12 protein-coding genes, 1 tRNA gene and 1 pseudogene are annotated in these 12,077 nt (G+C 51.0%); 3 read left to right on the plus strand and 11 right to left on the minus strand.

Going from position 1 to position 12,077, the window contains the following annotated elements:
* From ACTHUE_RS05355 to ACTHUE_RS05370, 4 genes and pseudogenes are all read right to left on the minus strand, one after another.
* A pseudogene (locus tag ACTHUE_RS05355) lies at positions 1-161 on the minus strand (sodium:alanine symporter family protein); the annotation flags it as partial.
* A gap of 263 nt (positions 162-424) precedes the next feature.
* Positions 425-1,936 (minus strand): lysine--tRNA ligase, encoded by a 1,512-nt coding sequence (gene lysS, locus ACTHUE_RS05360; RefSeq protein ID WP_440361276.1) that lies wholly within the window; start codon positions 1,934-1,936, stop codon positions 425-427.
* A gap of 170 nt (positions 1,937-2,106) precedes the next feature.
* Complete coding sequence (gene aldA / locus ACTHUE_RS05365; protein WP_440361275.1) at positions 2,107-3,549, minus strand: aldehyde dehydrogenase; 1,443 nt, start codon at positions 3,547-3,549, stop codon at positions 2,107-2,109.
* A gap of 312 nt (positions 3,550-3,861) precedes the next feature.
* A tRNA-Lys gene (locus ACTHUE_RS05370) sits at positions 3,862-3,937 on the minus strand.
* A 182-nt stretch (positions 3,938-4,119) separates the two neighbouring features.
* Between ACTHUE_RS05370 and ACTHUE_RS05375 the strand changes: the two genes are divergently transcribed.
* A complete protein-coding gene (locus ACTHUE_RS05375; RefSeq protein ID WP_003749309.1) occupies positions 4,120-4,551 on the plus strand; it encodes an Ag473 family lipoprotein in 432 nt (143 codons plus the stop codon).
* 69 nt (positions 4,552-4,620) lie between these two features.
* Here ACTHUE_RS05375 and ACTHUE_RS05380 read toward each other — a convergent pair whose 3' ends face one another.
* Positions 4,621-5,595 carry a TerC family protein gene (locus tag ACTHUE_RS05380; protein WP_070695180.1) on the minus strand — a complete coding sequence of 325 codons (975 nt, stop codon included), beginning with the start codon at positions 5,593-5,595 and terminating at the stop codon, positions 4,621-4,623.
* 33 nt (positions 5,596-5,628) lie between these two features.
* Positions 5,629-6,078: a CopD family copper resistance protein gene (locus ACTHUE_RS05385; protein ID WP_036493576.1), complete on the minus strand. Its 450-nt coding sequence runs from the start codon at positions 6,076-6,078 to the stop codon at positions 5,629-5,631.
* 254 nt (positions 6,079-6,332) lie between these two features.
* On the opposite strand from ACTHUE_RS05385, the gene ACTHUE_RS05390 reads away from it, so the two are divergent.
* Positions 6,333-6,545 carry a glycine zipper 2TM domain-containing protein gene (locus tag ACTHUE_RS05390; protein WP_003684747.1) on the plus strand — a complete coding sequence of 71 codons (213 nt, stop codon included), beginning with the start codon at positions 6,333-6,335 and terminating at the stop codon, positions 6,543-6,545.
* Between the two features lie 63 nt (positions 6,546-6,608).
* Here ACTHUE_RS05390 and ACTHUE_RS05395 read toward each other — a convergent pair whose 3' ends face one another.
* The 5 genes from ACTHUE_RS05395 to ACTHUE_RS05415 all read right to left on the minus strand — a co-directional run bounded on the left by ACTHUE_RS05395 (position 6,609) and on the right by ACTHUE_RS05415 (position 10,744).
* On the minus strand, positions 6,609-7,529 hold the full coding sequence (locus tag ACTHUE_RS05395) for a hydrogen peroxide-inducible genes activator (RefSeq protein ID WP_003749313.1): 921 nt from the start codon (positions 7,527-7,529) through the stop codon (positions 6,609-6,611).
* 3 nt (positions 7,530-7,532) lie between these two features.
* Positions 7,533-7,796, minus strand: a complete 264-nt coding sequence (gene minE / locus ACTHUE_RS05400; RefSeq protein WP_003680625.1) for a cell division topological specificity factor MinE — start codon at positions 7,794-7,796, stop codon at positions 7,533-7,535.
* A 3-nt stretch (positions 7,797-7,799) separates the two neighbouring features.
* Positions 7,800-8,615 carry a septum site-determining protein MinD gene (minD, locus tag ACTHUE_RS05405; protein ID WP_003749316.1) on the minus strand — a complete coding sequence of 272 codons (816 nt, stop codon included), beginning with the start codon at positions 8,613-8,615 and terminating at the stop codon, positions 7,800-7,802.
* Between the two features lie 26 nt (positions 8,616-8,641).
* Positions 8,642-9,361 carry a septum site-determining protein MinC gene (gene minC / locus ACTHUE_RS05410; protein ID WP_003749320.1) on the minus strand — a complete coding sequence of 240 codons (720 nt, stop codon included), beginning with the start codon at positions 9,359-9,361 and terminating at the stop codon, positions 8,642-8,644.
* A 147-nt stretch (positions 9,362-9,508) separates the two neighbouring features.
* Positions 9,509-10,744 (minus strand): FAD-binding domain-containing protein, encoded by a 1,236-nt coding sequence (locus tag ACTHUE_RS05415; protein WP_070695181.1) that lies wholly within the window; start codon positions 10,742-10,744, stop codon positions 9,509-9,511.
* A gap of 125 nt (positions 10,745-10,869) precedes the next feature.
* On the opposite strand from ACTHUE_RS05415, the gene ACTHUE_RS05420 reads away from it, so the two are divergent.
* Positions 10,870-11,712 (plus strand): ATP-grasp domain-containing protein, encoded by an 843-nt coding sequence (locus tag ACTHUE_RS05420; protein ID WP_070695182.1) that lies wholly within the window; start codon positions 10,870-10,872, stop codon positions 11,710-11,712.
* Positions 11,713-12,077 lie beyond the last annotated feature (365 nt).

The raw sequence follows: 12,077 nt of genomic DNA on the forward strand, positions 1-12,077 counted from the left end.
AGCATTTCTTTGATACTGCGGCCGAAGAGGCGGAATTGTACAAAACCGGTGGTAACGGTGAAAAAGAGGCCTGCGCCTAAAAGCATATATACCAACCCCGACCACATTGGGTCGTTGATGGCGTTTACCCAGCCGTGAAGCTGTTCGAAAAATTGATCCATACAAACCTTTCAGAGTTTTTGCATTTTCAGACAGCCTGTGTGTGTGGGCTGTCCTGTAATTGGATGTATTCTAGCAGACTGTCAACAAACTGAAAAACGTTTACATATTCTTTTTTATATTATGCTTTTGATTATCATGGAATTTTATTATTATAATGTAAAGGAATTGTCGATTTTAATTTTTCCGTTTTACATATTTGAACAAAAAGGCCGTCTGAAAACAGAATCTTGTTTTCAGACGGCCTTGATTTTATTTCAATGTGTTATTCGGGACGCATTTGCGGGAACAGAATCACGTCGCGGATGGTTTGCGAATCGGTCAGCAACATTACCAAGCGGTCGATGCCGATGCCGCAGCCGCCGGTCGGCGGCAGGCCGAATTCCATGGCACGGATGTAGTCGGCATCGTAGTGCATGGCTTCGTCGTCGCCAGCGTCTTTTTGCGCCACTTGTGCCTTGAAGCGTTCGGCTTGATCTTCCGGATCGTTCAACTCGGAGTAGCCGTTTGCCAGTTCGCGGCCGACAACGAAAAGCTCGAAGCGTTCGGTCAAACCCGGTTTGCTGTCGGATGCGCGTGCCAATGGCGATACTTCGACAGGGTAGTCGATGATGAAAGTCGGGTTCCACAGTTTGCTTTCTGCACAACCTTCAAACAGGGCAAGTTGCAGGCTGCCGATGCCCGGAGACGGAGGCAGGCTTTCGCCGTGTTTGACGATTTCTTTTTTCAGCCATTCTTCATCGTTCAACTGCTCGTCGGTGTAGTGCGGATTGTATTTCTTGATGGCTTCGAGAATGGTCAGGCGTTCAAACGGGCTTTCCAAATCGACTTCTTTGCCGTTGTAGCTGATTTTTGCCGTGCCGTTTACCGCGCGGGAAGCGTTGCGGATGATGTCTTCCGCCATTTGCATCATGCGTTCGTAGTCGGAGAAGGCTTCGTAGAATTCGATCATGGTGAATTCAGGGTTATGGCGCACGGACATGCCTTCGTTACGGAAGCTGCGGTTGATTTCAAACACGCGCTCCAAACCGCCGACCACCAAGCGTTTCAGATACAGCTCGGGCGCAATGCGCAGGTAGAGCGGAATGTCCAAAGCATTGTGGTGGGTAACAAAAGGTTTCGCTGTTGCGCCGCCCGGAATCGGATGCATCATCGGGGTTTCGACTTCGAGATAATGCTCGTTCACCATGAAATTACGCACGGATTGGATGATTTGGCTGCGTTTGATGAAGGTATTGCGCGATTCTTCGTTGGCAATCAAATCGACGTAGCGTTGACGGTATTTGGTTTCCTGATCGCTCAAGCCTTTGTGTTTGTCCGGCAGCGGACGCAGGGATTTGGACAGCAGGCGGATGTCGGACACGCGCACGGTCAATTCGCCATGGTTGGTTTTAAACAAAGTACCTTCCGCACCGACGATGTCGCCCAAGTCCCAGTGGTTGAAGTCGTCCAAAACTTCTTGGCTCACGCCTTTGTTGTTTAGATAAAGCTGGATTTGACCGGTAACGTCTTGAATGGTGGCGAAGCTGGCTTTGCCCATTTGACGTTTGAGCATCATGCGGCCGGCCACTTTGACGGGAATGCCTTGCGGGTCGAGTTCTTCTTTGCTGATTTCACCGTATTGGGTATGCAGGTTGGCGGCAAAGCTGTCGCGTTTGAAATCGTTAGGGTAGGCGTTGCGTTCTTTGCGGATGTTGTGCAGTTTCTCGCGGCGCAGGGCGATGATTTGGTTTTCGTCCAACTGCGGCTCGATTTGCGGATTGTTTTGTTCGCTCATGGTGTTTTCCGGAAAAATGAGTCAGGCTGCCGGAGTTTTCAGACGGCCTGAATAAAGTGAAAAATTGGCTCTATTTTACGCGATGTCGGTGTTTTTTTCTATAAAGGCAGAAAGGCCGTCTGAAACCTGAAAAATTGGTTTCAGACGGCCTTTTGTTTCATGAAGGTCAGTTAGATATCGGTTTCCAAATAAACGACTTGGGTTTGCAGATATTCTTCCAAACCGTGTTTACCGTCCGCGCCGCCGATACCTGATTTTTTCCAACCGGCATGGAAGCCCTGCATGGCTTCAAAGTTTTCGCGGTTGATGTAGGTTTCGCCGAAACGCAGGCGGCGGGTTACATAAAACGCTTCATTCAGATTGGTGGTATAGACGGAGCTGGTCAGGCCGAATTCGCTGTCGTTTGCCAAGGCGATGACTTGATTGAGCGTGTCGAAAGTGGCAACCGGCAGGACGGGGCCGAAGGTTTCTTCCTTCATAATGTCCATGCTGTTGTCGGTATCAGTCAGCAGGGTAGGTTCAAAGAAGTAGCCTTTGCCGTTGGCACGTTTGCCGCCGCAAACCAAAGTTGCGCCTTGTCGAACTGCGCGTTCGACTTTCTCGGCAACGGCTTTGACGGCACGCTCTTCAATCAACGGGCCCATTTCCAGTGAGCCGGGTTCGGCTTCGGCCGGGTTGCCGTAGCGTACGCCTTTCATGGCGGCGGTCATTTTTTCGATAAACGCGTCTTTCAGGCTGCTGTGGACATATACGCGTTCGGCGCAGTTACAGATTTGGCCGGTGTTGCCGACGCGCGAAGCCAAGATGGATTTCACTGCCAAGTCCAAATCCGCGTCTTTCAAAACGATGGCAGGGGCTTTGCCGCCGAGTTCCAATGAGACTTTGGTAATGTTAGTGGCGGCGGCTTCCATTACTTGGCGGCCTGCTTCTACAGAACCGGTCAGGCTGACCATGTCGACTTGCGGATGTGATGCCAAGGCATTGCCGATTTCTGCACCCGGGCCGTTGACGACGTTGAATACGCCGGCCGGTAAGCCTGAAGCGTGAACGATTTCAGCAAAGATGTGGCAGTTGATCGGGGTGACGCTGCTGGGTTTGACGACGATGGTATTGCCTGTTACCAAAGCCGGGCCCATTTTGCGGGCAATCAGGAAGAAGGGGAAATTCCACGGCAAAATGCCGGCGATTACGCCCAAAGGACGTTTGAACAATAAAATGTTTTCGCGCGGGCGGTCGCTTTGGATGATTTCGCCTTCATAACGGCGCGCCCATTCGGCTTGATAATCGAGATAGTCGGCAGTGAACATGACTTCTATGCGTGCCAAGTCTTTGGTTTTGCCACCTTCGGCGACAATGGTGTCGGTCAGCTCGTCGGCGCGTTCACGGATGCCTTGGGCGATTTTGCGCAAGTATGCGCCGCGTTCAACGGCAGGCAAACGCTCCCATGCGGCTTGCGCCTCTCTGGCGGCGGCAACGGCACGGTCAACATCGGCTTTTCCGCCTTTAGGCTCACGCGCGATGACTTCTTCGGTTGCCGGATTCAATACATCGCGCCATGTGCCGTTAAAATCGGTTTCAAAACGGCCGTTGATATACATAGACAGTTGTTTCATCAAACTTTCTCCTATTGTTGTAGTTGAATGTAGTTTTAGTCTATGCCTAAATTGTCTGGCATACAAGAGTATTTAGAGTGGGTTGACGGTAGGTATTTGGAAGTTTTTAGAAAAAGTTGATGGAAGGGGGAGTCGGACTTGGTTGATTAAAGGTAGGTTGGTGCTGGTGTGATGCGTTGGGTAACGTTCATGCGCGGCATTGGGACAAAGCCTGTATATGGCTTGATTTTGAAGATAGGGGAGGTATCGTATGGAGAAGGGTTTGATAGGGATGTAAAAAAACCTGCTTTTTTCAAAGCAGGTTTTTATATTTGGTGGGTCGTGAGCGATTCGAACGCTCGACCAACGGATTAAAAGTCCGCTGCTCTACCGACTGAGCTAACGACCCGATAGGCTGTGCATTATAGGTGGCTTGTTTCTTTCCGTCAACTGTTTTTTTGAAATTTTTTTCAAAAAACGTAAATCGATTGTTATTTGGCGTTAATTCTCCCGTTTCCGAGTATTAATTATGTTATGATTTTCTAATCTGTCAGTTCTGATGGATATTTTTTAGACCAAAGGATATACAACATGAAAAAATTATTGATTGCTGCGATGATGGTGGCTGGTTTGGCTGCTTGTTCTCAAGAGGCGAAACAGGAAACTCAAGAAGCGGCTTCTGCCGTTGCTTCTGATGTGAACGCTGCTGCTGAACACGCGGCTTCTGCTGCTGATGCTGCTGCTTCCGAAGCTAAAGGCGCTGCTGAACAAGCTGTTTCTGACGCTAAAGAAGCCGGTGCCGATGCGAAGGAAACTGCGGAGAAAGCAATTTCCGATGCTAAAGAAACTACCGGTAAAGCCATCGATGGTGCTAAAGAAGCCAGCGACAAAGCTTTGGACGATGCAAAAGCTGCTGTGGGCGAAGCTAAAGACGCTGCCAAAGATGCGGCTAAAGATGCTTTGGGTAAAGCTGCCGATGCAACTCAAGAAGCTGCCGACAAATTGAAAGATGCTGCTAAATAAGCCGGTGTCCGATATTTGAAAAGGCCGTCTGAAAAAATGTTTTTCAGACGGCCTTTTTGTATCGGCGGATTATTTTTTTTCTTGCTGACGCGTGTACACCAAAGAAGTCAGGATGGATGCGCCCAGTGCGCCGAAGACGACGGACAGGGAAATGGAAATCGGAATATGTACCCAGTGCATAATCAGCATCTTGATACCGATAAAGCTCAATACGAAGGCCAAGCCGTATTTGAGGAAGATAAAGCGTTCGGCAAAATCCGCCAGCAAAAAGTACATGGCACGCAGGCCTAAGATGGCAAAAATGTTGGAGGTAAGGACGATGAACGGGTCGGTGGTGACGGCAAAAATAGCAGGAATGCTGTCCACGGCAAAGATGACGTCGCTCAATTCGATCATAATCAATACCAGTAAAAGCGGCGTAGCGATGCGTTTGCCGTTTTCAATGGTAAAGAATTTTTCACCGTCAAACTGTAGGCTGGTCGGGATGACTTTTTTGAGCAGGGTCAGGATCTTATTTTGGGAAAGGTCTTCTTCAGCTTCGGCTTCGGGCTTCATCATGTGAATGCCGGTGTATAAGAGGAAGGCGCCGAAGAGGTAGAGAATCCATTCAAATTGTTGTACCAAGGCTGCGCCGATGAAGATCATGATGGCGCGTAGGACGATGGCGCCGAATACGCCATAGAGTAAGACGCGGTGTTGGAATTTGGGTTCGACTTTGAAATAGCCGAAAATCATCAGGAAAACGAAGATGTTGTCGACGGCAAGGGATTTTTCGAGCACATAGCCGGTGAAGAATTCGAGGACTTTTTCTTTGGCGACAACGACCCCGTAAGCCGGGTTGCCCGCCAGTTCGAAATAGAGCCAGCCGGCAAACGCGCAGGATACGGCCACCCAAATGCCGCTCCAAGCGAGGGCTTCTTTAATGCTGACTTTGTGGGCACCGTTTTTTTTCAGCGACACCATATCGATGGCGATCATAATTAAGACGGCAATAAAGAAGATGCCGTAAAACATCGGCGAGCCGACGGACGGGTATTGGGTCATAAACAATCCTTGTGTGTGGGGTATGGGTAAGGTTTACCAAGACAGGTAGAACATTGCTTTGGCAAAAAAGACGATAAACAGCATATGGCTGAATACGACGGCGTGTATGTATTTCGACCAGCCGACGGTAAGGGTGTGCCGTGCCATTTTGACGACGGCGATGGCAAAATGTACCAAAACGCTTACTGCCAACAGGATTTTGATGCTCAGCATGATGCCGAAGGAGCTGTCGAATGGGTGGTGCAGTATCGGCAGGTAGCGGTTGTACACCATCACGATGCCGCTGATGAACAGGGTAATGACGACAGGCGGCATCACGCGGACGGCACGATAGGACATGGCACGTTCGACTTCACGGCGCGATTCGCGCGAAACGCGGCCGGTGTGTAAAACGGAGAGGACCAGCATTTCGAAAAATACGCCGCCGACAAAGGCAATCGCGCAATAAACGTGGATGATGTGTGCCAGTGCGTAGATACTCATGACGGGTGTTTCCGGTAATTCAGACAAGTCGTCATTGTATCACTACCGAATGCGGTTGATGTATGCGCAATTTTATGCCAAGTATATTAAAATTTATAAATATTCTTTTGGAATTGCCGTTTGTTTTTGTATTTAACCGCTCATCAAGAGCGTTATCTTAGTTTAATCTGTCTTTACTTATCAGAAAATATATTAATGAAAGGTTGTGCCATACTGTTTCATATACAGCTTAACCCCTGATGGAGAATCAAACCATGAAGAAAACTTTTGCAAAAACTGTGACCTTGATCATGTTGGCCGCTTCTTTGGGTGCATGTGCCAATATGACTCAAACCCAACGCAACACTGCTGCTGGTGCGGTATTGGGCGGCGTGGCAGGTAATTTGATTGGTGGCGATACCGGCTCTACCTTGGGTGGCGCGGCTTTGGGTGGTGTTATCGGCAGTCAAGTTCATACCCGCTACTAATCCTTTATTTGGTTAAAAATAAAAAGGCCGTCTGAATGTTCAGACGGCCTTTTGTTTTACGGTTTATTCGTTGACGAACGTTACACCGGTCAGTTGCGATTGCAAAATAGCAGTGCGCAAGGCAGTCAGTGCTTTCGGACGGACAAAGTTGCGGCGATAAGCCAAAACGACACGGCGGTGCGGTGCAGTGCCTTCAAACGGGATAATGCTGAAAAGCATGTGGTCGTTTTCGGTCAAGGCGGTAGCCGGCATGACGCTGATGGCCAGGCCGCTGGCAACCATGTGGCGGATGGTGTTGATGGAGCTGCCTTGCAGGGTATTGGTCAAGCCCTGGATTTTTTGCTTGGAAGCCAATTCGGAACAGCTTGCCAACACTTGGTCGCGCATACAGTTGCCTTCGGATAGCAGTAACACTTGTTCTTCGCTCAAAAGCTGAGGCGTAACGGCATCGAGTTCTTCAAAGTGATGGCCTTTGGGAACGATGACGAAGAAAGGTTCGTCATACAGGGGCTCGGTTACGATGCCCGGCTCTTGGAACGGTTCGGCAACGACGATTGCATCGACATCGCCGCGTTTGAGCGACTCGGTCAGGATGTGGGTATAGTTCTCTTCCAGCATCAGCGGCATTTTCGGCGCGGTTTCACGCAGCGCGGTAATGAGCTTGGGCAGAAGGTAGGGGGCAACGGTAAAAATCAGGCCGAGTTTGAACGCGCCTTCCAATTCGTTTTGCTCTTCATTGGCAAGGTGCTTGATGAGTTCGGCTTCTTCCAGAACCCGGCGGGCTTGGGCGACAATGCGCTCGCCCGCTTCGGTCGTGATGATGTCGTTGCTGCTACGGTCGAACAGGGATACCGACAGCTCTTCCTCCAGCTTTTTGATGGCGATGGAGAGGGTGGGCTGGCTGACAAAGCAGCGTCGTGCGGCACGTCCGAAGTGACGTTCTTGTGCGACGGCTACGATGTAACGCAATTCGGTCAAGGTCATGTGTTAAGCCTTTTTTTGTTCCGGCAGGGTGATGTTCAGCTCAAGAACGTCCAAGCCGTCTTGTTTCTCTTGGGAGATGCGGATGTCGTCCAATGATACGTTGACGTATTTGGACAGGACTTCCAGCAGCTCTTTGCGCAAGGTCGGCAGATAATCTGGAGCTTGGCCTTCTTGTGCGCGTTCTTGCGCGATGATGATTTGCAGGCGGTCGCGCGCGACGGTGGCGGTTTTCGGCTTTCTGCCGAACAGCATATCGAGCAGTGACATGTATTAACCTCCGAACAGTCGTTTTAAGAAACCTTTTTTCTCGGCTTCAAGGAAACGCATTTCGCGGTTTTCACCCAAGAGGCGGGCAATAACGTCTTTGTAGGCTTCGGCTGCGGCGGCATTGTCTTGGTGGATGACAGGTTCGCCGGCGTTGGAGGCCTGCAGTACGTTTTGTGATTCAGGAATCACACCGATCAACGGAATACGCAAGATGTCGCAGATATCTTGAACAGACAGCATTTCGCCCTTGGCCACGCGCTCAGGGGAGTAGCGGGTAATCAGCAGGTGCTCTTTAACTGTGCCGCCTTGTTCGGCTTTGCGGGATTTGCTTTGCAAAATGCCCAAGATGCGGTCGGAGTCGCGGACGCTGGATACTTCCGGATTGGTGGTGATGATGGCTTCGTCGGCAAAGTAGAGCGCCATCAGTGCGCCTTGTTCGATACCAGCAGGGGAGTCGCAGATAATGAACTCGAAGCCCATTTTTTTGCTGGACAGCTCTTTCATCACTTTGTCGACGCCGTCGCGGGTCAACGCGTCTTTGTCGCGGGTTTGCGAGGCGGGCAGGATGTAGAGGTTTTCGCAGTTTTTGTCTTTAATCAGGGCTTGGTTGAGTGTGGCTTCGCCTTGGATGACGTTGATGAGGTCATACACGACGCGGCGTTCGCAACCCATAATCAGGTCGAGGTTGCGCAAACCGACGTCGAAGTCGATTACGGCGGTTTTGTGGCCGCGCAGGGCCAGGCCGGTTGCGATGCTGGCGCTGGTAGTGGTCTTGCCTACGCCGCCTTTACCTGAAGTTACTACGATGATTTTGGACACGATATTTCCTTTTTAAGTACTGATGTTTATTCGGCGTCGATTGCGCTGATAACCAGTCGGTTGTCTTGCAATGATACTTGTACGGGTTTTTTGTGCAGATGCTCGGGCAGGTCTTGCTCGAAGTTGCGGTAGATGCCGGCAACGGAGACTAACTCGGCCTGCATGGAATGGATGAAGATGCGCGCGTTGGTGTTGCCTTTCGCACCGGCCAACGCCCTGCCGCGCATGGGGGCGTAAATATGGATGTTGCCGTCGGCGATAAGTTCTGCACCTTGGCTGACGATGCCGGTAACGATGAGGTCGCCGTTTTCAGCGTACACCTGCTGGCCGGTACGCACGGGCGTGCTGACCAATACGGTCGGATTGTTGATGACGGTGGCCTGTACGTCTTGCGGCTGCGGTGCTTGGCGCGGGGTGGGCGCTGCCTGTGTGTCGGCTGCCTGGGTGGCGTTGCCTTGTTTGAATACCAAGTGGTAACGCGCCGCCGCCGCTGCCCATGTGTCGCTGGTGTGGTGCAGCCCTAAAATTTGCATGCCGTAACGGGCAAACAGGGAAATCATGCCGCCCAAATCGATGGATTCGGGATGGTCGAAATCTTGTACGTCTAAAATGAAGGGAACGAATTCGTCTTGGGATTGGCCTGCCAGTTGGCGCAGGAATTCTTCCAATTCGGTTAGATCTGCGGTGTGCAGATGGATGGATAAGACGTCCAAACGTGACGTTTTTATGTCGAATGCGGGTTTCATTGTAATGAAATAATAAAATTTTTTAATGACGTAAGTTTACCGTGTAAATCTTGGCTATTCAATCTGTTTGGCCGTCTGAAACCAAAATATTTTGTTTGAACGTTTTTCAGCTGTATTTAGTGTGGTTTTTTGGTGTGAACGTAGGTTTCAGACGGCCTTGGGAAAGGGGTAGCCGTGTGTGTCGATGTCGTCGGCGGCGGCCCACGGCGTGTGGATGAGGGTGGAGGGCAGGTGCGCCAATTCGGGGAGGTAACTGCGGATGTAGCTGCCGTCGGGGTCGATTTGATGTGAACGGTGGGCATAGCGGACGGTGGCCGTGTCTTGTGCGGCAAGGTGCCAGTTAGCTTGGTTGAGCGCGGGGTCGGTGCCGGTTTGGACGGAGGTTGTCCACGCGATGCCTTGGTTAGGGTCAAAGTTGAGGGCATGGCAGAAATAGTGGGCGCACAGCTGCTGGAGAACGGGGTGTAAGTGGCCGGTGGCTTCGAGGCCGCGGATGGAGGCGTCGATGATGGGCACGCCGGTTTGGCCGTGTCGCCAGTATTCGCATATCGGAGCGGCATCGGTTGTTTCGGGCAGGCGGCGGTGGTAGGCGAGCTGGTAGCAGTAGTCGCGGAAAATAAGCTTGTCCAGCCACTCGAAATGTCGGTTTGCCAAGCCTTCGGCGGCCAGCAGGCGCGGTGAAATGCAGCCTGCGGACAGGTAGGCATTGAGGAGGCTGGTGTTTTTTCGTGCCGGAAAATTTTGGGTAATCGGGTAGTGAACCAAATTCTGTTTGAACGCGTGCCATTGCGTTAAGGCCGCGGTTTCGCCACCCTGTTGATAGGCAGGCAATACTGCGCCGGTATGGGCTGGAAACAGTGGAACGTTTTGTCCGGTTTGAACAGGCAATTCGGTTTCAGACGGCCTTTGTCCTGAATAAGCCTGCAACCATGCTTGTTTATAGGCGGCAAAATCGGTGTAGGGCAGGCCGTTGGCATCCATGAGGGGGGATTTGGCCAAAATGCCGCGGTCGTTGGCGTGTTGCAGGGCAATGCCTGCTCGGTCGAAATTGTGCCAGAGGTGGTTGTCTTGACGGATTTCGGCTTCGGTGTAGGCTTCGTCTGTGATGACGGTATGGGCATTGAGCGCAGCAGCCAAGGGGAGGAGGTCTTCGTCGGAGGCAACGACATATAAAGGAATATGGTGTGCCGCCAGACGGGTATGCAGCTCTTGCGCGGCTTGATAGTGGAACAGGCTTTGACGCGGATTGTGGTTTTCAGACGGCCTTTGGCTGACCCAGACGCAGGTGATGGGCAAACCGCTTGCAACGGCGGCATTAAGCGCGGCATTGTCGTGCAGGCGGAGGTTGCGGCGGAACCAGACAAGGACGTGGGCAGATTTCATGAGCATGTTCCGACGAAAAAGGGGAAACCATTTTATCAGAATCGGCCTCATGTATCAGGCTGTCTGAAAAATCTTTTGGTTTGATTTCGCTATATAATTTTGGTTTTAGCGACGAGGTGGCAACCATGACCGAGCAAACCGTTTTGGCACTCATTACCTGCCAAACCTATCCCGAACCATCGGACAACCTGAAAACATTGGCGGCATGCTTGGAAAGCATGGGCGTGAAAACCGTATTTGATGCGTGGCAAAACCATCCGTCCGCACCGTTTTTACTGCCTTTGTGCGCATGGGATTATGCCGCCGAACCCGAAGTCTTCCGCCAATGGCTGGAGCATGCCGAGCAGGCGGGGCAGCGTTTTATCAATCCGCCCGAGCTGATGGCTTGGAATATGGAAAAGACTTATTTGTGCGATTTGGCAGAACGCGGTGCGCAAGTGATTCCCAGCGTGTTCGTTCCGCCGCAAAAAGCCGAATTGGCCGACATCCTGAACCGACAAGGTTGGATGGAAGCAGTCATCAAGCCGGCATTTGGGCAGAGCGGCAAAGGCGTGGTTAAAGTTTGTGCGGACGCATTGGACGTGAACATGGCGGATTATCCGCAAGGTATGATTGTTCAACCGTATATCCGCGAAATCGAAACAGCGGGTGAAACCTCGCTGGTGTTTTTCAACGGCATACTCAGCCATGCCGTGCGCCGTCAGCCGCCGCAAGGCGAATGGCGCGCCAACTCGGCCTATGGCGTGTCGGTGTTCGGTATTGAGCCGCCCGAGTTTGCCGTCCGTGCCGCGCAAGACGTACTGGCCGCTTTGCCGCAAATTCCGGTTTACGCTCGGGTGGACGGTACATTGGTCGGCGACACCTTCCTGCTCAATGAATTGGAACTCATCGAGCCCGCCCTGTATTTGCACACCAGCGAAGGCGCAACGGAACGCTTTGCCCGATTGTTGGCGCAGTTGCTTGGGTAACATTCATCAACCTGACTTTATCAATATAAATAGCAAGCCTCAGGCCGTCTGAAAACCATCTTTCGGACGGCCTGAAGCTTTTTAAAACAAGATTTGCGTGTTTGTATTTTTCAATAATGTGCCATTTGTCGATTGTGTCATTTTAATTGTTGCAGTCTTAATTGATGGTTGATTAACTTTCATTTGGCATTTTCTCTCGGCCGCAGCCTTTATTTTTAGCGGATTGTAAACAATCTGGCCGGTCTAAATAGATATCTTTTTAGGGTAAAACCTCAAAAATCTTTTTAAAAAGAAAGATATTGTCTTATTGAATATTCTGTGCTGAAATTACATGACACTACAAAAAGTAGTGCATAAAAAAATAA

This window comes from Neisseria sp. P0021.S005 (assembly GCF_051956955.1).

Bases quoted from the DNA above. Each gene is read 5' to 3' on its own strand.
- minC (WP_003749320.1), bottom strand. From the start codon at position 9,361: ATGAAACCCGCATTCGACATAAAAACGTCACGTTTGGACGTCTTATCC.
- ACTHUE_RS05390 (WP_003684747.1), top strand. From the start codon at position 6,333: ATGAAGAAAACTTTTGCAAAAACTGTGACCTTGATCATGTTGGCCGCT.
- ACTHUE_RS05395 (WP_003749313.1), bottom strand. From the start codon at position 7,529: ATGACCTTGACCGAATTGCGTTACATCGTAGCCGTCGCACAAGAACGT.
- ACTHUE_RS05380 (WP_070695180.1), bottom strand. From the start codon at position 5,595: ATGACCCAATACCCGTCCGTCGGCTCGCCGATGTTTTACGGCATCTTC.
- aldA (WP_440361275.1), bottom strand. From the start codon at position 3,549: ATGAAACAACTGTCTATGTATATCAACGGCCGTTTTGAAACCGATTTT.
- ACTHUE_RS05415 (WP_070695181.1), bottom strand. From the start codon at position 10,744: ATGAAATCTGCCCACGTCCTTGTCTGGTTCCGCCGCAACCTCCGCCTG.
- minE (WP_003680625.1), bottom strand. From the start codon at position 7,796: ATGTCACTGCTCGATATGCTGTTCGGCAGAAAGCCGAAAACCGCCACC.
- ACTHUE_RS05420 (WP_070695182.1), top strand. From the start codon at position 10,870: ATGACCGAGCAAACCGTTTTGGCACTCATTACCTGCCAAACCTATCCC.
- ACTHUE_RS05375 (WP_003749309.1), top strand. From the start codon at position 4,120: ATGAAAAAATTATTGATTGCTGCGATGATGGTGGCTGGTTTGGCTGCT.
- lysS (WP_440361276.1), bottom strand. From the start codon at position 1,936: ATGAGCGAACAAAACAATCCGCAAATCGAGCCGCAGTTGGACGAAAAC.
- ACTHUE_RS05385 (WP_036493576.1), bottom strand. From the start codon at position 6,078: ATGAGTATCTACGCACTGGCACACATCATCCACGTTTATTGCGCGATT.